The organism is Pseudomonas sp. ANT_J28, assembly GCF_008370005.1.
GTDB lineage: Bacteria > Pseudomonadota > Gammaproteobacteria > Pseudomonadales > Pseudomonadaceae > Aquipseudomonas > Aquipseudomonas frigoris.
The window spans coordinates 21,235-41,729 of the sequence record NZ_VOBM01000049.1; the positions used below are offsets into that span (position 1 = coordinate 21,235).

Here is a 20,495-nt window from a genome sequence, read left to right on the forward strand (position 1 = left end):
ATCGAGGTACGCATGCCTCTGGAGATGATGATTTGCCTGGGAGAGCGTTATGAAACTGCTGGTCGTCGAAGATGAAGCACTGTTGCGCCATCACCTGCAAACCCGCCTGACGGACAGCGGCCACGTGGTCGAGTCCGTGGCCAATGCCGAAGAGGCGCTGTACCAGACCGAGCAGTACAACCATGACCTGGCGGTGATCGACCTCGGCCTGCCGGGCATGGGCGGGCTCGACCTGATTCGTCAATTGCGCTCGCGCGGCAAGACCTTCCCGATCCTGATCCTAACCGCGCGCGGCAACTGGCAGGACAAGGTCGAAGGCCTCGCCGCCGGCGCCGACGATTACGTGGTCAAGCCGTTCCAGTTCGAAGAGCTCGACGCGCGCCTGAATGCCTTGCTGCGCCGCTCCAGCGGTTTCACCCAGTCGACCATCGTCGCCGGGCCGTTGCTGCTGGACCTCAATCGCAAACAGGCGTCCCTCGATGAACAGCCGCTGGCGCTGACCGCTTACGAGTATCGGATCCTCGAGTACCTGATGCGGCATCACCAGCAAGTAGTGGCCAAGGACCGCTTGATGGAGCAGCTCTACCCGGACGACGACGAGCGCGATCCAAACGTGATCGAGGTGTTGGTCGGCCGTCTGCGCCGCAAACTTGAAGGCCCGGCCGGCTTCAAACCGATCGATACCGTGCGTGGTCTCGGCTACCTGTTCAATGAGCGCTGCACTTGATTCGTTCCCTTCGTGTCCGTTTGATGCTCGCCGCCACGATCCTGGCGGTGTTGTTCATGCTGGCGTTGCTGCCGGCGATGCAGGGCGCGTTCAGCCTGGCGTTGCAGGACTCGATCGAACAACGCCTGGCGTCGGACGTCACCACGCTGATCTCTGCCGCGCGGGTGGAAAACAACACCCTGCAAATGCCGGCGCAGTTGCCCGACGAGCGCTTCAACCTGACCGACAGCCGTTTGCTCGGCTACATCTACGACCGCGAAGCTCACCTGGTGTGGCGCTCGAAGGCCACCCGCGAAGAGAAGATCAACTACAAACCGCGTTACGACGGACGCGGCAACGAGTTCGCCCGAATTCGCGAGGCCGACGGTCAGGAATTCTTCGTCTACGACGTCGAAGTCAAACTGCTCGGCGGTAAAAGCGCGGCGTTCAGCATCGTCGCGCTGCAACCGGTACGTGAGTACGAAGCCACCCTCGAGGGCCTGCGGGAAAACCTCTACCTCGGATTCGGTGCCGCCTTGCTGGTGTTGCTCGCGCTGCTGTGGATCGGCCTGACCTGGGGCTTGCAGGCGTTGCGCCGGCTCAGTCAGGAGCTGGACGAGATTGAAAGCGGCACCCGCGAAAGCCTCAGCGAACAACACCCGCGCGAACTGCTGCGCCTGACCGGCTCCCTCAACCGTTTGCTGCACAGCGAGCGCGAACAACGCAGCCGCTATCGCGATTCCCTCGACGACCTGGCCCACAGCCTGAAAACCCCGCTGACCGTGCTGCAAGGCGTCAGCGAAGACATGGCCCAGCGCCCGGCCGATCGTAATCAGGCCTGGGTGCTGCAAACCCAGATCGAACGCATGAGCCAGCAGATCAGCTATCAGCTGCAACGCGCCAGCCTGCGCAAAAGCGGTCTGGTGCGCCATCAGGTACGCCTGCGTCCGGTGCTGCAAAGCCTGTGCGACACACTGGACAAGGTCTACCGCGACAAACGCGTGCGGGTCGCCTTCGATCTGCCAGACCCGTGTTACGTGCCGATCGAGCAGGGGGCGTTGCTGGAAATGATGGGCAACCTGCTGGAAAACGCCTATCGCCTGTGCCTCGGCGAAGTACGCATCAGCGTGCGCGAAAGCCTTGGCGGGGTTGAGTTGTGTGTCGAGGATGATGGGCCGGGCGTGCCACCGGATCAGCGGGCGCGGATTCTGCAAAGGGGCGAGCGGCTGGATCGGCAGCATCCGGGGCAGGGGATTGGGTTGGCGGTGGTCAAGGACATTATTGAAAGCTACAGCGCGAAGCTGACGCTGGGGGACTCGCCCATGGGTGGGGCGGCGTTTCGGATTCATTTTCCGGTGGTTTGATGGTGTTCTTACGGGCCTCTTCGCGAGCAAGCCCGCTCCCACATTCGATCGCATTTCTCCTGAATAACTCGTTCAAATGTGGGAGCGGGCTTGCTCGCGAAGAGGCCCGTGTAAGCAATGAAATAGTTAGTGTTTAAAACACATCTCCAGACACTCACGCAGGCTACACATCCTTGCGCCGCTGCCTACGACTACGCCAGAATCCGCCGGCTTGTGCGCCTTGGGTCTGGGGCTCTATCGTTTCCCTGTCGCTGACCATCAGCGATCGGGTTTAGCAGCTCGGGTCATCTCTAGACGTACAGCGTCCGCCGTAGATGTTATGGCGGCTTTGCGTGGGGCACTTCGGTGCGCCGGGTTCTAGAGTCCTGGTCTGCTAACCCGCGTACAGCCGCCACCCCTTTTTCGTTTAGCAGCGATGCGTAGCGGCTCCATTACTCTAGGAGCTCAAATGTTCAAGATCACCCCCAATCCGCCTGAAACCCCGCGCACACCCAGCACGATGTTCATCGTCAACCCGGAGCTCGATACCGAAACCCTGCTGGCCCATGCGTGCGAGTCGCTGGCCTCGGCCAATGTAATGACCATGGATCTCGCGGATCATATGGAGGGGACGAGTCGCAATTCGCTGTTGGGCATTGCGCAAATCATCATGCTGGGTGAACTGGCGGTGAATCGGGCGCTGGATAGGCTCGATCTTCAGTAGTAGCGGTAGATCAAAAGATCGCAGCCTCGTTTCACTCGACAGCTCTTACAGGTGTACGCCAAACCCCGTAGGAGCTGTCGAGTGAAACGAGGCTGCGATCTTTTGATCTTAATTCTCTTGCGCGCGGTAAGCCCCAGGCGTCAACCCGGTCCACTTCTTGAACGCCCGGTGAAACGCCGAAGGCTCTGAAAACCCCAGTTGCTCGGCAATCTGCTGCAACGACAGATCCGCCCGCCCCAAGTGATAAATCGCAATGTCCCGCCGCAGTTGATCCTTCAATTCCTGAAAACTCGACCCTTCTTCCCGCAAATGCCGACGCAATGTCTGCGGGCTGATGTGCAAGTGCGCGGCCACCGCTTCCAGGTCTGGCCAGTGTGAACTGTCGCGGCTGAGCAACCTTCGTAGCTGGCTGCTCAAACTGTCGCCATCATCCGGGCGCGACAACAGGTCGGCGGGGGAGTGTTCGAGGAAATGTTTGAGTGTCCGTTCATCCTGCAACAGCGGCATGTTCAGGTAGCGACTGTGAAACAACAGGCTGCTCTGAGCCGTGGAAAAGGCCATCGGGCAGGGGAACAACAAGTCGTATTCGGCGCCGTGCTCGGGCCTTGGGTAGCTGAACGTCGCCTGTTCCAGCCGAATGCGCTGGCCGATCAGCCAGCTGCCGAGTCGATGCCACACCATCAACTGGCTCTCGGTGAGGAAGTGGTCCGGGTCGCGGAACTGCGAATCGTCGAGGCTCAGGCGAATCATGTCGTCTTCGCGGGTCAGGGTCAGACGCGGGCTGTCGGGGAATAAGCTGTAAAACAATAGGCCGCGGTAGAGTGCTTTCTCCAGAGTGCGGCAGTGGATCACCGCATGGCACATCATCGCGAAACTGCCGGTTTTGCTCGGGACTGGCCCGAAGCCCAGGTATTCGTCGTCCAGTGCCAGCCACAGTCCCTGGATCAATCGGGTGAACTGTTCAGGCGCGATTCTCGCTCGTGGCTCTTCAAGCAACTCGGGGCTGATGCCGAGTTGTTGCAGCAAATTTGAACAGTCATAACCCAGCCGGCGTGCGCCACCGAGGGCGGCACGGGCGAAATGACTGGCGATGGTGCGTTCGCGCATAGAAGGCAGGTCCGTCCATTGAACGGCGGATGGTAGCTGTGGTGCCTGATGATGAACAAGGCGGATATCCGCCAATTTGTAGGACGAGGTCTGGTCGATGGGCGGAAATCCGCCACTTTGCCGTAACCGTTTGGCGACAAAGAAAAACCTGCAACCCTTGATGTCAAAAGGCTTGATGGCGATTTGACGAAGGTGGCACGGGCCTTGCGATACAACCCGCAGATGCCTGCCGTTGCGCAGCTCGACAAAACAAATCCCTCCAGTGCAGGAGGGTTCGCAATTGAAGTGTCTTTGGCAACAGATGGATGTTGTCACCTGGCACTCTTGAGGAACTTTGCAATGACGACTCGTCAGCCACTGTACAAATCCCTGTATTTCCAGGTGATCGTTGCTATTGCCATCGGCATCCTGCTCGGTCACTTCTACCCGCAGACCGGTGTAGCCCTCAAGCCGCTGGGTGACGGGTTCATCAAACTGATCAAAATGATCATCGCCCCCATCATCTTCTGCACCGTCGTCAGCGGTATTGCGGGCATGCAGAACATGAAGTCGGTCGGCAAGACCGGCGGTTACGCGCTGCTCTACTTCGAAATCGTTTCGACCATTGCATTGCTGGTCGGTCTGGTGGTGGTCAACATCGTGCAGCCGGGTGCCGGCATGCACATCGACGTCACTACGCTGGATGCCTCCAAAGTGGCTGCTTATGTAGCGGCCGGTGCTGATCAAAGCGTTGTTGGCTTCCTGTTGAACGTGATCCCGTCCACCATCGTCGGCGCGTTCGCCACAGGCGATATCCTGCAAGTGCTGATGTTCTCGGTGATCTTCGGTTTCGCCCTGCATCGCCTGGGTGCCTACGGCAAGCCGATCCTGGACTTCATCGATCGCTTCGCCCACGTGATGTTCAACATCATCAACATGATCATGAAGCTTGCGCCAATCGGTGCCTTCGGTGCCATGGCGTTCACCATCGGTGCCTACGGTGTGGGTTCGCTGGTGCAACTGGGTCAGTTGATGGCGTGCTTCTACATCACTTGCCTGTTGTTTGTTCTGGTGGTGCTGGGCGGTATCGCTCGCGCTCACGGCTTCAGCGTGCTGAAAGTGATTCGCTACATCCGTGAAGAGCTGCTGATCGTGCTGGGCACTTCTTCTTCGGAATCGGTGCTGCCACGCATGCTGATCAAGATGGAGCGTCTGGGCGCGAAGAAATCCGTTGTGGGTCTGGTGATCCCGACAGGCTACTCGTTCAACCTCGACGGTACGGCGATCTACCTGACCATGGCGGCGGTGTTCATTGCTCAGGCAACTGACACCCACATGGACATCACTCACCAGATCACCCTGCTGGTGGTGTTGCTGCTGTCCTCCAAAGGCGCTGCGGGCGTGACCGGTAGTGGCTTCATCGTGTTGGCGGCCACCTTGTCCGCCGTTGGCCACTTGCCGGTTGCCGGCCTGGCGCTGATCCTCGGTATCGACCGCTTCATGTCCGAAGCTCGTGCCCTGACCAACCTGGTCGGTAACGCTGTTGCCACCCTGGTGGTGGCCAAGTGGGTCAAGGAGCTGGACACCGACGTGATGCACGCCGAACTGGCTTCTGGCGGTCGCGGCATCGCCGACACCCGTCCTGAAGACGACCTGGGCGTGGCCGAAGGCCCAACCCCAATCAACGTCAAGTAAGACGGCTGCACTGAAAAAACCCGCTTCGGCGGGTTTTTTCATGCCTGCGATTTGAGCGCAACGGTCAGCGCAACTGATGCATAAGGTGATTGCTGCAACGCCGTCGGCTGCCTAGTCTGGGAACATCGTTTACGGAGAACGCCCATGCTCGGTCCACTGGCATCACTCAAGGTTCTGGATTTCTCGACACTGCTGCCGGGGCCGTTCGCCTCGTTGTTGCTGGCTGACATGGGCGCCGAGGTGTTGCGCATCGAATCGCCAACGCGCATGGACCTGCTGCGGGTATTGCCGCCTCACGATCAGGGCGTTTCCGCCAGTCACGCCTACCTCAATCGCAACAAGCGCAGCCTGGCGTTGGACCTCAAGCAGCCTGAGGCGCTGGAGGTGATCAAGCAGTTGCTGCAGGACTACGACATCGTGCTGGAGCAGTTCCGCCCCGGCGTGATGGCGCGATTGGGCTTGGGTTATGAAGCCTTGAAGGCGATCAATCCGAAACTGATCTACGTGTCGATCACCGGTTACGGCCAGACCGGCCCCTACAAGGACCGCGCCGGCCACGACATCAACTACCTGGCGCTGGCGGGACTGGCGAGCTACACCGGCCGCGCCGACAGCGGACCGCTGCCGTTGGGCATGCAAGTGGCGGATATCGCCGGTGGCTCGTTGCACGGGGTGATTGGGCTGCTGGCGGCGGTCATCGCCCGGCAGCAGACCGGGCAGGGGCAGCATCTGGATGTGAGCATGACCGACTGCGTGTTCAGCCTGAACGCCATGGCCGGCGCCGGGTATCTGGCCTGTGGCGTGGAGCCGGGAAGGGAGGATCAGATGCTCAACGGTGGCAGTTTCTATGACTATTACCGTTCCCGCGATGGGCGCTGGTTCTCGGTGGGCAGTCTGGAGCCCGCGTTTATGAAACAACTGTGTGCGGCGCTGGGGCTGGAGGAGCTGGAAACTTTGGGCTTATCGCCTGAACCAGCCTTGCAGAAGGCGCTGAAGAACGCGCTGAGGATTGAATTCGAGACGCGCGATTTCGCCGAGTTGTGCGCGCTGTTTGCCACGTTGGATGCGTGTGTCGAGCCGGTGTTGAGTTTGGGCGAAGCGGTGCGGCATCCGCAGTTGAAGGCTCGGGCGCTGGTGACCGAAGTGCCGCGTGGGGATGGGACGACTCAGGCGCAGATGGCCTGTCCGTTGAAGTTTTCAGAGGGGTTGCCTGAGCCGAAGCACATTGGCGCGGCGCTGGGGCAGCATACGGATCAGGTGTTGGGGGAGTTGGGGTTTAGTGCTGAGCGGATCGAGCAATTGCGGGCTGCCAAGGTGGTTGTGTAGCGCCTGCCAGGACGCCTTCGCGAGCAAGCCCGCTCCCACAGGGGATCTTCGGCGTGACATAAATCCAGTGTGGGAGCGGGCTTGCGCACAAACACAGAAAATCTAACTACTCGACCCGCATTTCCCCACTGAACACCAACGTGCTCCGGCACCGCCGACACAAATAACGCCGCCCCTGTCTCACCAATCCATGGCGCTGGGCCGAAAACGGAAAGTCACTGTCCGCACACGGGCATTTGTAGATGTAGCGGGTCACGCTGCGGCGTTTGACGTCATAGGTGTGGCATCGATTGGGCGGCAGCTCGTACACGCCGCGCATGATCAGTTGCCACTCTTCGCCATGGGGCTGGATGCGGTCGCCGAACAGTTGATGGGCGATCAGGTGCGCAACCTCGTGGGCCACGGTTTGTTTGAGGAAGTCTTCGGTGTTTTCCCGGTACAGCTGCGGATTGAAGCGCAGCAGGTTCTCGTGCAAATGCGCGACACCGGCTTTTTGCCCGCGCAGCTTGAGGCTCACCACGGGGCGTTTGAAAGGTCGTTTGAAAAAGGATTCGGCGAGTTGGTAACAGTCTTCGACGCGGGTATTGAGTTGCTCGGGCATGCTTGATGGATCTCCAGAGACGTCGAGTATGCCGCAACCCTCGGGACTTGCGAATCGCTCAGGCGCCGAATGGTAGTCGCTCACATTAGAAGGCCGCCTTGCGGCGGCCTGTGTTGGCAGATCTTGTTTTTGGGTGATGTGTTGCTAGTTCGTATAGACCGGCCCCACGCCGAGTCCCCAAACAATTACCGTGAACGCCATGATGGCCACCAGCACCACCAGGCCTACCGCAAGCACCGAACTTGAAAACAGAAATCCCTCGTCTGATGGAATGTTCATGAAAGTGGGTAGCCCCACATACAGCAGGTACACCGTGTAGCAGATGGCCGCGGTGCCGACGATCATCCCAAGCCACATGTGTGGGTACAGCGCCGCCAGACCGCCGATAAACAGCGGTGTCGCGGTGTAGGTCGCAAATGCAACGCAGCGTGCCAGGCTCGGGTTGGCGTCATAGGTGCGAGCCATCCAGTGGATGAACGCGCCCATGACCGCAACTCCGCCGAGCATGGCCAGGTACGACATGACCGTCATCCATATCGCGCTTTCCACCGTCAGCATCACCGGTGCGCGACTGCCAATGACCCAGCCGACCTGAGTGGTGCCGATAAACGCGGATACCGCGGGGATCGCCGCCAGAATCAGGGTATGAGTGAGATACATGTGGCTGATGCTTTCCTCCTGATCGCCACGGATCTCTTTCCATTCTTGGTCAGGGTGGGTGAAGAGCCCCACTACGTGATGGATCATGCCAGTCACTCCTCTTGTTTTTGCCGTCGCCCCCCAGTGGAGCGCCTACGGGCCAAAGTGGCCGAGTAAGGAAAGGTCTGGATATGTGTGCGACCTTATGTCGCAGTATAGGAAGGACTTAACGACGCAGGTTGCAGGGCTTTAGAGCAAATTGCGCTGTAAACCCTCCTGTTAATCGCCGCAGGGTCTGTCACCACAATCCATGTGGGAGCGAGCAAGCCCGCTCCCACAGAGGATAGGGGGCTCTTCGCCCGTGACCGGTTTTTGCGTAAAATGCCGGCCTTTCGTCACACCTCACGGATTTCGCGTCATGGGCACTCTTACGGTCAACCAGAACAAACTGCAAAAGCGCCTTCGCCGCCAGGCCGGTGAGGCTGTTGCCGATTTCAACATGATTGAAGACGGCGACAAGGTCATGGTCTGCCTGTCCGGTGGCAAGGACAGCTACACCATGCTCGATGTGCTGATGCACTTGCAGAAGGTCGCCCCGATCAAGTTCGAGATCGTGGCCGTGAACATGGACCAGAAACAGCCGGGTTTCCCTGAGCATGTGCTGCCGGCCTACCTCAAAGAGTTGGGCATCGAGTACCACATCGTCGAGAAAGACACCTACTCGGTGGTCAAGGAGCTGATCCCGGAGGGCAAGACCACCTGTTCGCTGTGCTCGCGCCTGCGTCGCGGCACGCTCTACACCTTCGCTGACGAAATCGGCGCGACCAAAATGGCCCTCGGTCATCACCGCGACGACATCGTCGAGACCTTTTTCCTGAACATGTTCTTCAACGGTTCGCTCAAAGCCATGCCGCCGAAGCTGCGCGCCGACGATGGCCGCAACGTGGTGATCCGCCCGCTGGCCTACTGCAACGAAAAAGACATCCAGGCCTATTCGGACTTCAAGCAATTCCCGATCATCCCGTGCAACCTCTGTGGTTCCCAGGAAAACCTGCAACGCCAGGTGGTCAAGGACATGCTTCAGGAGTGGGAGCGCAAGACGCCAGGCCGCACCGAAAGCATTTTCCGCAGCTTGCAGAACGTGATCCCGTCGCAACTGGCGGACCGCAACCTGTTCGACTTCACCAGTTTGAAGATCGACGAAACCGCGGCCTCGCGCTTCGTCAACGTCGTCAATCTCTGACACAAACTGTGTGGGTTTCATTTCAAAACCTCAGGAGAGGGCATGCGCGATTACAAGTGGCTGCACGAATACTGTCTGAACCGCTTCGGTTCAGCGGCTGAACTGGAAGCCCATCTGCCCGTTCCGAAAACCCCGGCGCAATTGCGCAAGATCAGCGACGACCGCTACCTCTCGACCATGGCGCTGCGCGTCTTCCGCGCCGGGCTCAAGCACAGTCTGGTGGACGCCAAATGGCCGGCGTTCGAAGAAGTGTTCTTCAAGTTCGACCCTGAGAAAGTCGTGCTGATGAGTGCCGAACACCTTGAGCGCTTGATGCAGGACGCGCGGATCATTCGTCACCTGGGAAAACTCAAGAGCGTGCCGCGCAACGCGCAGTTCATGCTGGATGTGGCGCATGAGAAGGGCAGCTTCGGCGCGTTGATCGCCGATTGGCCGGTCACGGATATCGTTGGGTTGTGGACCTACCTGAAAAAGCGCGGTCATCAATTGGGCGGGTTGTCGGCACCGCGGTTCTTGCGAATGGTGGGCAAGGACACGTTTGTGCCGAGCTACGACGTGGTCGCGGCGTTGAGTGCGCAGAAGATCGTCGACAAGGTGCCGACCAGTCTGCGGGATCTGGCGTTGGTGCAGGATGTGTTCAACCAGTGGCATGAACAGAGTGGTGGGCGGGCGATGAGCCAGATATCGATGATGCTGGCCTACACCGTGAACCATTAAGACCGAGTCGATCCCTTCGCGAGCAAGCCCGCTCCCACAGGGGATTTGTGAACGACGCAGATCCAATGTGGGAGCGAGCTTGCTCGCGATGGCGGTGTGTCAGGCGACGGAGGTTTCGCCTTCACCTGCCAACTTGCGGTTCAACTGAAACCGCCACCGCACATACAACAGCGCCGAGCAGAACACCGCCAGGCTCGCGCCCATCTCGAGCAAACCAAACAGCTGCCGGTTCGGGTCATACGCCGCCAATGCGCCCTTGATGAAATACAGGTTCACCACAAAACACATCCATGAATGCCCGCGCGCACTGCCGATAATCATCCCCGGCGCCAGCAACAGCAGCGGCACCAGCTCGATCAGCAGAATCACCCACGGTCGGGCGCCGTGCAGGTCGGCGACCACCAGGTAGTAGGCGCACAGCAAACCCACCAAACCGAAGTAGCACAGCAGGCTGATGATGCGCATCGCCCGAACCCGGGGTTCGAGCCATTCGATGGATGGCAAAATCTTCGGCTTCTTGGCCACGTCAGTTCCCCAGTTTCTGTGCAGTCTTCGCCAAGCGCAGGCCCAAGGCCCGACACAGCGCGACTTCATGTTCATTCAAACCGCTTTTGCCATCGGCCCCGGCGTGATGGCTGGCGCCGTAAGGCGTGCCGCCGCCACGGGTTTCCAGCAAGGCCGATTCGCTGTAAGGCAGGCCGGTGATCAGCATGCCGTGGTGCAGCAACGGCAACATCATCGACAGCAGCGTGGTTTCCTGGCCGCCGTGCAGGCTCGCGGTGGAGGTGAAAACGCCAGCCGGCTTGCCCACCAGAGCGCCGGTCAGCCACAGGTTGCTGGTGCCGTCGAGGAAGTACTTGAGCGGCGCCGCCATGTTGCCGAACCGGGTCGGGCTGCCCATGGCCAGTCCCGCGCAGTTCTTCAAATCATCGAGGCTGGCGTACAGCGCGCCTTCGTCCGGAATATCGGGTGACACGGCTTCGCACTCGGTGGAAATCGGCGGCACGGTGCGCAGACGCGCTTCCATCCCGGCCTGCTCGACGCCCCTGGCGATCTGCCGGGCCATTTCATTGGTCGAGCCGCTGCGGCTGTAATACAGAACCAGAATGTATGGCGCACTCACGGCAGCAGCTCCAGCACATTCTCCGGCGGACGGCCGATGATGGCTTTGTCGTCGGCTTCGAGAATCGGTCGCTCCATGAGTTTCGGGTTGGCGGCGATGGCGGCGATCAATTGCGCCTCGCTGAGGCTGCTGTCGGCCAGGTTGAGGGTTTTGTACTCGTCCTCACCGGTGCGCAGCAGTTGCCGGGCGCTGATGCCGAGCTTGGCCAGCAGGCTCTGGATTTGCGCGGCATTGAGCGGGGTGTCCAGGTAGCGGACCACCGTCGGGGTCAGGCCACGGGCTTCGAGCAGTTCGAGCGCACCGCGGGATTTCGAGCAGCGCGGGTTGTGATAAAGCGTCAGATCGGTCATGTGCGGTTCGCATCTTGCGTAAGGTGACGGCTATTCTAACTGTGCAGCGCGTAATCCAGAACCTTGGGAGGCGATGGGTCGCAGGCGCATTCAATTTTGAACAAGGAATACGACATGACTAGGCGACTGGCAGCGGCATTGGCGATCATCGGTACGTTATTGCTGGGGGGCTGTGGTAACGACTATGGCATCGACCAGAGCGGCCAGAAAGTTGCCGCCGAACGTCTGGACAAACAATGGCTGGTGCTCAATTACTGGGCGGAATGGTGCGGGCCGTGCCGGACCGAGATCCCGGAATTGAACACCTTGGCCGATCAGCTCAAGGACAAGAAGATTGGTGTGTTCGGGGTCAACTTCGACAATGTGCAGGGTGAAGAGCTGAAAAGCGCCAGCGAGAAGTTGGGCATCAAGTTCACCGTGCTGGCTCAGGATCCGGCGGAGCTGTTCGAACTGCCACGCAGCGAGGCGTTGCCGGTGACTTACATCATCGATAACAAAGGCAAGGTAAGAGAACAGCTGGTGGGGGAGCAGACGGCGGCGGGGGTGATGGCCAAGTTGGAGGCGTTGCAGGCCAAGAATTAGAAGCAAAAGATCGCAGCCTCGCCAAGGCTGCGATCTTTTCGGGGCCGCCGATCAACCCTCTTCAAGCCACCAACGCAGCGGCTTGCCTTCGGCCGGCCAGAAACGCATCTGGTCGATCGGCGAGACGTCCCAGCGCTGAACGTTTTCCAGCGCCTGGAGGAAACGCTTTTCCTGCTCCATCAACGCCGGCGCACACAGTTTGCGGGTGCTGCCAACCTTGCCAAAGCTCAGCTTGTCGCCTTCCAAGGTGTATGGCGCGAACCAGTGGTTGCAGCCGCCGTTGCCGTAGGCCCGACCGTCTTCACCGAGGGTGACGGTCAGGTGGCTGTAATCCATCAACGGACGTTCGCCAATCCACTCCAGAATGTAGCTGCGGTTCTGTTGCAATTGCACCGGCTCGGCGGCGCAGCCCAGCAGGCTGGCGCCAACCATAGCGGTCAGAGCGAGGCGTTTCATCACACGGGCTCCTGGCATTTCGGGCACAGGTGCTTCTCGCCGACCGTGGACCAGCCCAGTTCGGCGATCCGCGCGGTGGCAGCAGGCTTTTCAGCCTTGTTGCCCAGCTTGGCGTCGACCGCGAACTCGAAGTTCAGCTCTTTGGCGCAGCTGTCGCAGTTGACTTTCCAGGTGTGGATCGCCAGTTCACCGAACACCGGACCACTGGCCACCGCGACCCATTGGCCGGGCGGATTGATCAAGTGGCGAACCGTTTCGACGGTCAGGCGCATGGACAAGTCCTTGGCGCCTTTGAGGGTCACTACCAGCACGTCGTTGTTACGAATCGAGCCGCCGTTGCCGGTGACTTGATAACGCCCCGGCACAAGGGCGCGGCATTCGGTGAGGGTGTGTTGCGGGTTCATCAGGCTATAGCGGAAATCGTGTTCGACCATGGGTCCTCCAAATATGCGCGGCATGCTAGCACGGACATCAGCGCAGTATGGCGCGGGCGTATGACCTTCGATCTGGTTCAGTCACCCTTCACCAGATTCGTTGGCGCGCCTGCAGCCCAGGCGGCGATGTTCTGCAGGGTGGTCGCGGCAATCGCACCCAGGGCCTCGCGGGTCAGGAAGGCCTGGTGAGCGGTGATGATCACGTTCGGAAAGGTCAGCAGCCGTGCCAGCACATCGTCCTGCAGCGGCAGGTCGGAACGGTCCTCGAAGAACAACTGCGCCTCTTCTTCGTACACGTCCAGTCCCAGATAACCCAGTTGACCGTCCTTCAACGCGTCGATCAGCGCCGGCGTGTCCACCAGACCACCGCGGCCGGTGTTGATCAGCATCGCACCGGGTTGCATGTGCGCCAGTGACTCGCGATTGATCAAGTGTTTGCTTTGTTCGTTGAGCGGGCAGTGCAGGCTGATGATCTGCGACTCGGCCAGCAGCTCCGGCAGGCTCAGGTAACGGGCGCCGAGGGCTTCGACTTGCGGGTTGGGGAAGGGGTCGTACGCCACCAATTGGCAGCCAAAGCCGTTCATGATTTTCGCGAAGGTCGCGCCGATCTGCCCGGTGCCGACCACGCCGACGGTCTTGCCCACGAGGTCGAAGCCGGTCAGCCCGTGCAGGCTGAAATCGCCTTCGCGCGTGCGGTTGTAGGCGCGGTGCAGGCGTCGGTTGAGGGCCAGGATCAGCGCCACCGCATGTTCCGCCACCGCGTGGGGCGAGTAGGCCGGGACGCGCACAACCGCCAGCCCCAGACGCTTTGCTACTGCCAGATCGACATGGTTGTAACCGGCCGAGCGCAGGGCGATCAGGCGTGTGCCGCCCGCGGCCAGGCGTTCGAGCACCGGCGCGCTGAGGTCATCATTAATGAAGGCACAGACCACTTCGTGATGCTCCGCCAGCGCCACCGTATCAAGGCTCAGTCGCGCCGATTGAAAGTGCAGTTCAATGCCGGCCGGCAGCTCGGCACTGAGAAAACTGTCGCGGTCGTAGGTCTGGCTGCTGAAAAGAATCGTGCGCATGCGGTCCTCCTGGAATGTACATCAGGCATTTATACGGGCATGGGCTGCCAGGCGATTGATGGCCCGGTCGAGGTCTTCCAGTGCGCTGGGGGCTTTCGGGTCCTGTTTCTTGAGCAAGGTTTCGCTGCGCTGGCAGGCGGCCCGCAGTTGCGGGACGCCACAATAGCGTGTCGCACCGTGCAGGCGATGGACGCGCTCGATCAGGGCGTTCTGGTCGTTGGTTTCCCGGGCGAAGCGAATCGCCTCGCGGTCGGCTTCGAGCGACGCCAGCAGCATTGCCAGCATGTCCGCGGCCAGATCAGCCTTGCCGGCGGCCAGGCGCAAACCTTCTTCGTGATCGAGCACCTGCAATTCATGACCGCCACCTTGGCTGTCGCTGGAGCGCTCCGGCCCATGATTGCGCAGCGCCAGACCGGTCCACTTCAGCACCACCTGGGCCAACTGCCGTTCGCTGATCGGTTTGGTCAGGTAGTCGTCCATGCCACTTTGCAGCAGCGCACGTTTTTCGTTGGCCATGGCGTGAGCGGTGAGGGCAACGATCGGCAGCGGTGTGCAATGCCGTTCACTTTCCCACTGGCGAATCGCTTCGGTGCTTTGCCGCCCGTCCATGCCGGGCATCTGAACGTCCATCAGCACCAGGTCGAAGGTTTCGGTCTGCACTGCCTTGACCGCGGCGTAACCGCTTTCCACCGCGAGGACTTTGGCGCCCATGTCTTCGAGCAGGGTTTGCACCAGCAGCAAGTTGGCCGGGTTGTCGTCGACACAAAGCACTTTCGGCGCACGGCTGGACACCGGTTCGCCGGGCTCGCTGCGGTGCTGACGCGGGTTGACCAGGTCGGACAAGGCCCGCCGCAGCTTGCGGGTGCAGGCCGGTTTGGCCTGGAGCTGGCTGTGCGGATTAGGCACCGAGAGGTGGAACAGCGTCTGTTCGGTGGTCGGACACAACACCAGCACCTTGCAGCCCAGGTGTTCGAGGTCCCAGATGTGCTGGTTGAGGCGCTCCGGTGGCATGTCATTGCTGGTGATGCCGAGCACCGCCAGGTCGATCGCCTGATCGGTCTGATGCGCGCTGGTCACGCCATTGGTCAGGCTTTCCAATGTATTGAACGGAGTAACTTCGAGGCCACAGTCTTCCAGTTGATGCTGCAATGCCTGGCGGGCCAGTTCATGGTTTTCCAGCACGGCCACCCGACGCCCAAGCAACGGCGGACCGGGCAGGTCTTCGGCGTCGTCGCGGGTTTTGGGCAGGCTCAGGCAGATCCAGAATTCCGAGCCTTCGCCGGGGGTGCTCTCGACACCGATCTCGCCACCCATCTGCTCGATCAGACGTTTGGAAATCACCAGCCCCAGACCGGTGCCGCCAGGTTGCCGGGATAGCGAATTGTCGGCCTGGCTGAAGGCCTGGAACAAGGCGCGCACGTCCTGGTTCGACAGCCCGATGCCGGTGTCCTGAATGCTGATGCGCAGTTGCACGCTGTCTTCGTGCTCTTCCTCGAGCATGGCCCGGGCGACGATGGTGCCTTCGCGGGTGAACTTGATCGCATTGCTGACCAGGTTGGTGAGGATCTGTTTGAGCCGCAGCGGATCACCCACCAGCGACAACGGCGTATCGCGATAAACCAGGCTCACCAGCTCCAGTTGCTTGGCGTGGGCGGCCGGGGCGAGGATGGTCAGCGTGTCCTGGAGCAGGTCGCGCAAGTTGAACGGAATATGGTCGAGCACCAGTTTGCCGGCCTCGATTTTCGAGAAGTCGAGAATCTCGTTGATGATCCCCAGCAGGCTGTCGGCGGATTTTTCGATGGTGCCCAGATAGTCGAGCTGGCGTGGGGTCAGTTCGCTTTTTTGCAGCAGGTGCGTGAAGCCGAGAATGCCGTTGAGCGGCGTGCGGATTTCATGGCTCATGTTAGCCAGGAACTCGGATTTGATCCGGCTGGCTTCAAGGGCTTCCTTGCGCGCCAGATCCAGTTCGATGTTCTGGATCTCGATGGTTTCCAGGTTCTGGCGTACGTCTTCGGTGGCCTGGTCGATGCTGTGCTGTAATTCTTCCTGCGCGTTCTGCAAGGTGCCGGCCATGCGGTTGATGCCGGACGCCAGTGTGTCCAGCTCCTGGCTGCCGAGGGGCGGCAGGCGGGTTTCCAGATGACCGTCCTTGAGTTGGGCCACCGCTTGCTTGATCTGGCTCAGCGGCCGATTGATGCTCCGGCCCATGCGCAACGCCAGCAGCGCTGCGCCGGCCAGGCCTGCGCCGATCAGCAGCAGGCTGGCGAACAGGCTGCGGTAACCGCGCAGCAGCATGCCGTTGTGGGACAGTTCGAGTTCGACCCAGCCCAGCAGGCGGTCGGCTTCTTCGGGAATCACGTCACCGGCCAGATTGCGGTGCTTGCCGAACACCGGCAGCAAGTAACGCGTCGCATCATTGCCGCTGCGGCGCAGCATCTGCGAACCGTTGCCGATTGGCGCCTGATTGAGCATGGTCGGGCCGGCATGAGCCAACAGGGAGCGGTCGGGCGCGAGGAACGAAACGGCGCGAACGTCTGTTTGTTCGAGGGATTGGGTGGCAATGCGTTCCAGCAGGTCGGTGTTCTTGTGGCCCATGGCCGGGGCCACCAGGGGCGCCAGTTGTTCGGCGATCATCTCGCCACGCTGCATGAGCTGGGTTTGCAGGTCGGATTGCTGCATCCAGGTGAAATAGCCGCCCAGAACCAAGGCCATCAGGCTGGTCGGCAACAGGGTCAGCAATAGCACGCGGCCTTTAATTCCCAGTTTCTTGAGCACGCATCTCTCCTGCTTCCAGCGATTTAATGACCTGCACGTACGTCCAGCACGCGCCACCTGCGCAGTGTAGCCATTTGCAGGCGGGCAATCTTCGTAAAATTGATGTCGGCATTCGTCGGCAGGATCGCCACTTTTACGTCACGGGCAAACCTTGTGTTGCCCGCAGCGAGGCAATCTTGAATAATCGCCAACTGAGAATTATTTGCAGATACTCATGACTCCCATCACTGCTGGCCATCCTCGCATCCTGTCTATAGAAGACGACCTCGTGCTCGGTGCTTATGTTCATGAGCACCTGGGACGTTGCGGTTTTCAGGTGACGTGGTGCCAGAACGGTCTGGAAGGCTTGACCATCGCCCGCCAGCAAGCCTTCGATGTGGTGCTGATGGATATTCTGCTGCCGGGCCTGGACGGGCTGAATGTACTGACGCAGTTGCGCCAGAGCCAATCCACTCCGGTGGTGCTGATGTCAGCACTGGGCGCCGAAGCCGATCGCATCAGTGGTTTTCGCCTGGGCGCCGATGATTACCTGCCCAAACCCTTCAGCATGGTCGAGTTGCGGGTGCGCATCGAAGCGATCCTGCGACGCGTCGCGCTCGACCGCCAGCCAGCGCTGGCACCGATTGCCCCTTCGGCAGACAGCCTGCGTTTCGACGATGAATGCTGTGATGTCTTTTATGGCGAACACGCTGCCGGCCTGACCCGCAGCGAATACCGGTTGCTGGAAACGCTGAATCGCAATGGCGATGAAGTCCTGAGCAAAGCCTTCCTTTACCAGCATGTGTTGCAGCGCGGTTACGCGCCCCATGACCGCAGCCTCGACATGCATATCAGTCAGATCCGCCGCAAGCTCAAGGCCGTCGGTTACGTCGAGCGCGAAGTGCGAACGGTGTGGGGCAAGGGTTACGTATTGAGTGCTGTCGATGAAGTGGGCTGACCTGCCGGGCAGGCATTCGCTGTTCTGGAAACTGGCGTGTTTGTTGGTGGCGTTCTGTCTGCTGATGATCTGGCTCAGTTGGTCCTGGGGGCGCTACATGGAACAGAAAAACCTGTTCCTGTCCGACGAGGCTCGGGGCACGTTGGTGCGCTACGCCGCCGAGGCCGAGCAGGCTTGGAATCAGCGTCAGAGTGCAGGCGTCGATGCCTGGTTGCAGAGCGTCAGCCATCGCGAGTCGACATGGGTCGGTGTGATTGGCGGCGATTTGCAGTCATTGAGCAGTTACCCGCTGACGGAAAAAGAAACCCAGCGCCTGACCTTTTTGCGCGGTCTGGATTGGCCGACGAGTCGCCATACCAAGGGCCTGCCGTGGTTGAGAGTGCCTTTTCCCAACGATCCGTCCGCCGGCAGTCTGGTGATCGAACTGCCCCAGCGTTTCGTGCCCGGGCACTACCGGGTGTTCTGGCGGGTGATCACCAATGGGGTGATTCCCGGACTGTTCACCTTGCTGCTGTGCGTCGGTCTGTATCGGTTGCTGGTCGTGCCTTTGAACAGTCTGCGCGAACAGGCCAATGCCTGGCGTGCCGACCAGTTGAGTGTGCGGTTGTCGAGCCGCATCACCAATCGCCCGGATGAGCTGGGTGAACTGGGCCGGGCCTTCGATCACATGTCCGAGCGTCTGCAAAGCACGGTGGCCCTGCAACAACAACTGCTGCGCGACCTGTCCCACGAATTGCGCACGCCACTGAGTCGCCTGCGGGTGGCCAGCGAAAGCGAGCAGGGGTTGACGCCATTGCGCGAGCGCATTGGCCGAGAGGTCGATGGCATGCAGCGTCTGGTGGAAGACACCCTGCAAATGGCCTGGCTCGACACCGAACGCACTCGGTTGCCCGACGAATCGATCCAGATTCAGGCGCTGTGGGACATGCTCACGGAAAATGCCTGCTATGAAAGTGGCTGGCCGGCGAGCCAGTTGCAGTGCGCGGTGGATTCGTCCTGCTGGGTGCGCGGCCATCTCAACACGTTGGCTCAAGCGCTGGAAAACATCCTGCGCAATGCCATTCGTCATTCACCGCCGGGTGGCGTTGTGCGTCTTGGTGGACAGCGTGATGGCGATTTCTGGCATGTGTGGCTGGAGGATGAGGGCGGCGGGGTGGCTGATGAAGATCTGGAGCGGATCTTCTCGCCGTTCATCCGACTTGACGGATCGCGGCCGGGGGATGGTGGGTTCGGGTTGGGGTTGAGCATTGCGAGGAATGCGGTGCAGCGGCAGGGCGGGCGGCTTTGGGCTGAGAACACTGAGTCCGGGTTGCGGTTGAATATGCGGTTGGTGGCTGATATTGATGGCGTGAGTGATGACGCTTTCGCGAGCAGGCTCGCACACAGTTGATGTGTGTCGGCCACAAATGGTGTGATCAACCCTTAACCCTGTGCGAGCCTGCTCGCGAAGAGGTCCTTCCCTACACCACCGTTCTTTTTTTACCGGAGCGTTCCCGTTATTTTGTACGACCTTTCCTAAAGGGTATCGTCGACACCTTAAGCCTGACTTGACGGAATAGACTCGCGTTTTTCCTCGTCCAGCAGGTGTTCGGCATGAATGCATCCAGCGTCCCAGGCAACGCAGCCGACGACCGTTTCAATGAAGTACTTGCGCTGATTCACAGTGCCAAGCAGCAGGCCATGCAGGCGGTGAATACCCAGTTGATCGAGCTGTATTGGCAGGTGGGTGCTTACATTAGTCGCAAGCTGGAACAGGCTGAGTGGGGCGATTCTGTGGTCAATCAATTGGCCGAGCATCTGGCTCAGACTCAACCGGGGTTGCGCGGGTTTACCCGGCGCAATCTGTTCCGTATGCGCCAGTTTTACGAGGCTTATCGGGACAATGAAAAAGTGTCAGCACTGCTGACACAATTACCCTGGACCCACAATCTGCTTATCCTGACTCAGAGTAAACACCCGCAAGAGCGTGAGTTCTATCTGCGTCTGGCCGTCCAGGAAAAGTGGTCAACGCGTGAGTTGGAACGCCAGCTAAAAGCCGCGCTGTTCGAGCGCAGCGTTACCCAGCCAGCAAAAGTCTCAGCAGTGCTGAAACAAACTCACCCGGCAGCGCTGGAGATATTCCGCGACGCCTACATGGTCGAGTTTCTCGAACTGCCCGGCGGCCATGGCGAAACCGATCTGCATAAAGGTTTGCTGGCTCGCCTCAAGGAATTTCTGATCGAACTGGGTCGCGACTTTTGTTTTGTCGGCTCTGAACACCCGCTGCAAGTCGGCGGGCGTGATTTCGCCCTGGATCTGCTGTTCTTCCATCGTGGGCTCAACTGCCTGGTGGCCATTGAGCTTAAGGTCGGTCGTTTTGAGCCGGAGTATCTGGGCAAGCTGAGCTTCTATCTGGAAGCGCTGGATCGCGATGAGCGCAAACCCCACGAAAACCCGGCCATTGGTGTGTTGCTGTGTGCCAGCAAGGATGACGAGGTGGTCGAGTACGCCCTTAACCGCAGCCTGTCGCCAGCGCTGATCGCTGAATACCAGGTGCAGCTACCGGATAAACAGTTGTTGCAGGCCAAGTTGCATGAGTTCTATGCATTGAATCTCGCGCAAGGCGAAGAGTACTGATCCAGCCCCTTATTCCCATAAACCATAAGCACCGTACTTTGCGTGATATGGCCTGCGATGGATTGCCGGTAT

At 60.1% G+C, this 20,495-nt stretch carries 21 protein-coding genes; 11 read left to right on the plus strand and 10 right to left on the minus strand.

Features of this window, described 5'->3' with window-relative positions; genetic code table 11:
- The first annotated feature begins 49 nt into the window (after positions 1–49).
- The 3 genes from FQ187_RS25895 to FQ187_RS25905 all read left to right on the plus strand — a co-directional run bounded on the left by FQ187_RS25895 (position 50) and on the right by FQ187_RS25905 (position 2,773).
- Positions 50–727, plus strand: a complete 678-nt coding sequence (locus FQ187_RS25895) for a response regulator (RefSeq protein WP_046046505.1) — start codon at positions 50–52, stop codon at positions 725–727.
- Positions 724–2,070, plus strand: coding sequence for an ATP-binding protein (locus FQ187_RS25900; RefSeq protein WP_129437583.1), 1,347 nt, complete (start codon positions 724–726; stop codon positions 2,068–2,070). The genes FQ187_RS25895 and FQ187_RS25900 overlap by 4 nt, the downstream gene beginning before the upstream one ends.
- Positions 2,071–2,518: 448 nt before the next feature.
- Positions 2,519–2,773: a DUF6124 family protein gene (locus tag FQ187_RS25905; RefSeq protein WP_149631650.1), complete on the plus strand. Its 255-nt coding sequence runs from the start codon at positions 2,519–2,521 to the stop codon at positions 2,771–2,773.
- A gap of 108 nt (positions 2,774–2,881) precedes the next feature.
- Here FQ187_RS25905 and FQ187_RS25910 read toward each other — a convergent pair whose 3' ends face one another.
- Positions 2,882–3,880, minus strand: coding sequence for an AraC family transcriptional regulator (locus tag FQ187_RS25910; RefSeq protein WP_149631651.1), 999 nt, complete (start codon positions 3,878–3,880; stop codon positions 2,882–2,884).
- Between the two features lie 339 nt (positions 3,881–4,219).
- On the opposite strand from FQ187_RS25910, the gene FQ187_RS25915 reads away from it, so the two are divergent.
- Positions 4,220–5,554, plus strand: coding sequence for a dicarboxylate/amino acid:cation symporter (locus FQ187_RS25915; RefSeq protein WP_149631652.1), 1,335 nt, complete (start codon positions 4,220–4,222; stop codon positions 5,552–5,554).
- A 144-nt stretch (positions 5,555–5,698) separates the two neighbouring features.
- A complete protein-coding gene (locus tag FQ187_RS25920; protein ID WP_149631653.1) occupies positions 5,699–6,880 on the plus strand; it encodes a CaiB/BaiF CoA-transferase family protein in 1,182 nt (393 codons plus the stop codon).
- 106 nt (positions 6,881–6,986) lie between these two features.
- Here the strand turns inward: FQ187_RS25920 and FQ187_RS25925 are convergent, their stop codons facing one another.
- Both FQ187_RS25925 and FQ187_RS25930 read right to left on the minus strand, forming a co-directional pair.
- Entirely contained in the window at positions 6,987–7,481 is a 495-nt protein-coding gene (locus tag FQ187_RS25925; protein ID WP_033055255.1) for a SprT family zinc-dependent metalloprotease, read from the minus strand.
- A 144-nt stretch (positions 7,482–7,625) separates the two neighbouring features.
- Entirely contained in the window at positions 7,626–8,228 is a 603-nt protein-coding gene (locus FQ187_RS25930) for a Yip1 family protein (protein WP_008147981.1), read from the minus strand.
- A 310-nt stretch (positions 8,229–8,538) separates the two neighbouring features.
- Here FQ187_RS25930 and ttcA point away from each other — a divergent pair, with 310 nt between their 5' ends.
- Together ttcA and FQ187_RS25940 are read left to right on the plus strand one after the other, a co-directional pair.
- Positions 8,539–9,363, plus strand: coding sequence for a tRNA 2-thiocytidine(32) synthetase TtcA (gene ttcA / locus FQ187_RS25935; RefSeq protein ID WP_149631654.1), 825 nt, complete (start codon positions 8,539–8,541; stop codon positions 9,361–9,363).
- Between the two features lie 42 nt (positions 9,364–9,405).
- Positions 9,406–10,080: a DNA-3-methyladenine glycosylase I gene (locus tag FQ187_RS25940; RefSeq protein ID WP_149631655.1), complete on the plus strand. Its 675-nt coding sequence runs from the start codon at positions 9,406–9,408 to the stop codon at positions 10,078–10,080.
- 99 nt (positions 10,081–10,179) lie between these two features.
- Here the strand turns inward: FQ187_RS25940 and FQ187_RS25945 are convergent, their stop codons facing one another.
- The 3 genes from FQ187_RS25945 to arsC are packed head-to-tail and all read right to left on the minus strand — an operon-like array spanning position 10,180 to position 11,553.
- Positions 10,180–10,605, minus strand: a complete 426-nt coding sequence (locus FQ187_RS25945; protein WP_149631656.1) for a DUF2069 domain-containing protein — start codon at positions 10,603–10,605, stop codon at positions 10,180–10,182.
- A gap of 1 nt (position 10,606) precedes the next feature.
- Positions 10,607–11,203 (minus strand): NAD(P)H:quinone oxidoreductase, encoded by a 597-nt coding sequence (gene wrbA / locus FQ187_RS25950; RefSeq protein WP_109633953.1) that lies wholly within the window; start codon positions 11,201–11,203, stop codon positions 10,607–10,609.
- The gene (arsC, locus tag FQ187_RS25955) at positions 11,200–11,553 is read right to left on the minus strand and encodes an arsenate reductase (glutaredoxin) (protein WP_149631657.1); all 354 of its coding nucleotides are present in this window, start codon (positions 11,551–11,553) and stop codon (positions 11,200–11,202) included. The genes wrbA and arsC overlap by 4 nt, the downstream gene beginning before the upstream one ends.
- Positions 11,554–11,667: 114 nt before the next feature.
- On the opposite strand from arsC, the gene FQ187_RS25960 reads away from it, so the two are divergent.
- A complete protein-coding gene (locus FQ187_RS25960; protein WP_149631658.1) occupies positions 11,668–12,135 on the plus strand; it encodes a TlpA disulfide reductase family protein in 468 nt (155 codons plus the stop codon).
- A 51-nt stretch (positions 12,136–12,186) separates the two neighbouring features.
- Here FQ187_RS25960 and FQ187_RS25965 read toward each other — a convergent pair whose 3' ends face one another.
- The 4 genes from FQ187_RS25965 to FQ187_RS25980 form a co-directional block, all read right to left on the minus strand.
- Positions 12,187–12,591 (minus strand): META domain-containing protein, encoded by a 405-nt coding sequence (locus FQ187_RS25965; RefSeq protein ID WP_134422728.1) that lies wholly within the window; start codon positions 12,589–12,591, stop codon positions 12,187–12,189.
- Positions 12,591–13,025 (minus strand): hypothetical protein, encoded by a 435-nt coding sequence (locus tag FQ187_RS25970; RefSeq protein ID WP_149631659.1) that lies wholly within the window; start codon positions 13,023–13,025, stop codon positions 12,591–12,593. Before FQ187_RS25970 ends, FQ187_RS25965 begins: the two co-directional genes overlap by 1 nt.
- A 77-nt stretch (positions 13,026–13,102) precedes the next feature.
- The gene (locus FQ187_RS25975; RefSeq protein ID WP_149631660.1) at positions 13,103–14,095 is read right to left on the minus strand and encodes a 2-hydroxyacid dehydrogenase; all 993 of its coding nucleotides are present in this window, start codon (positions 14,093–14,095) and stop codon (positions 13,103–13,105) included.
- Positions 14,096–14,116: 21 nt separating this feature from the next.
- On the minus strand, positions 14,117–16,870 hold the full coding sequence (locus FQ187_RS25980) for a response regulator (RefSeq protein ID WP_149631661.1): 2,754 nt from the start codon (positions 16,868–16,870) through the stop codon (positions 14,117–14,119).
- A 214-nt stretch (positions 16,871–17,084) separates the two neighbouring features.
- Here FQ187_RS25980 and FQ187_RS25985 point away from each other — a divergent pair, with 214 nt between their 5' ends.
- The 3 genes from FQ187_RS25985 to FQ187_RS25995 all read left to right on the plus strand — a co-directional run bounded on the left by FQ187_RS25985 (position 17,085) and on the right by FQ187_RS25995 (position 20,423).
- Positions 17,085–17,807 (plus strand): response regulator transcription factor, encoded by a 723-nt coding sequence (locus FQ187_RS25985; RefSeq protein ID WP_149631662.1) that lies wholly within the window; start codon positions 17,085–17,087, stop codon positions 17,805–17,807.
- Positions 17,794–19,197: a sensor histidine kinase gene (locus tag FQ187_RS25990; protein ID WP_149631663.1), complete on the plus strand. Its 1,404-nt coding sequence runs from the start codon at positions 17,794–17,796 to the stop codon at positions 19,195–19,197. Before FQ187_RS25985 ends, FQ187_RS25990 begins: the two co-directional genes overlap by 14 nt.
- Before the next feature lie 203 nt (positions 19,198–19,400).
- On the plus strand, positions 19,401–20,423 hold the full coding sequence (locus FQ187_RS25995) for a YhcG family protein (RefSeq protein WP_149631664.1): 1,023 nt from the start codon (positions 19,401–19,403) through the stop codon (positions 20,421–20,423).
- Positions 20,424–20,495 lie beyond the last annotated feature (72 nt).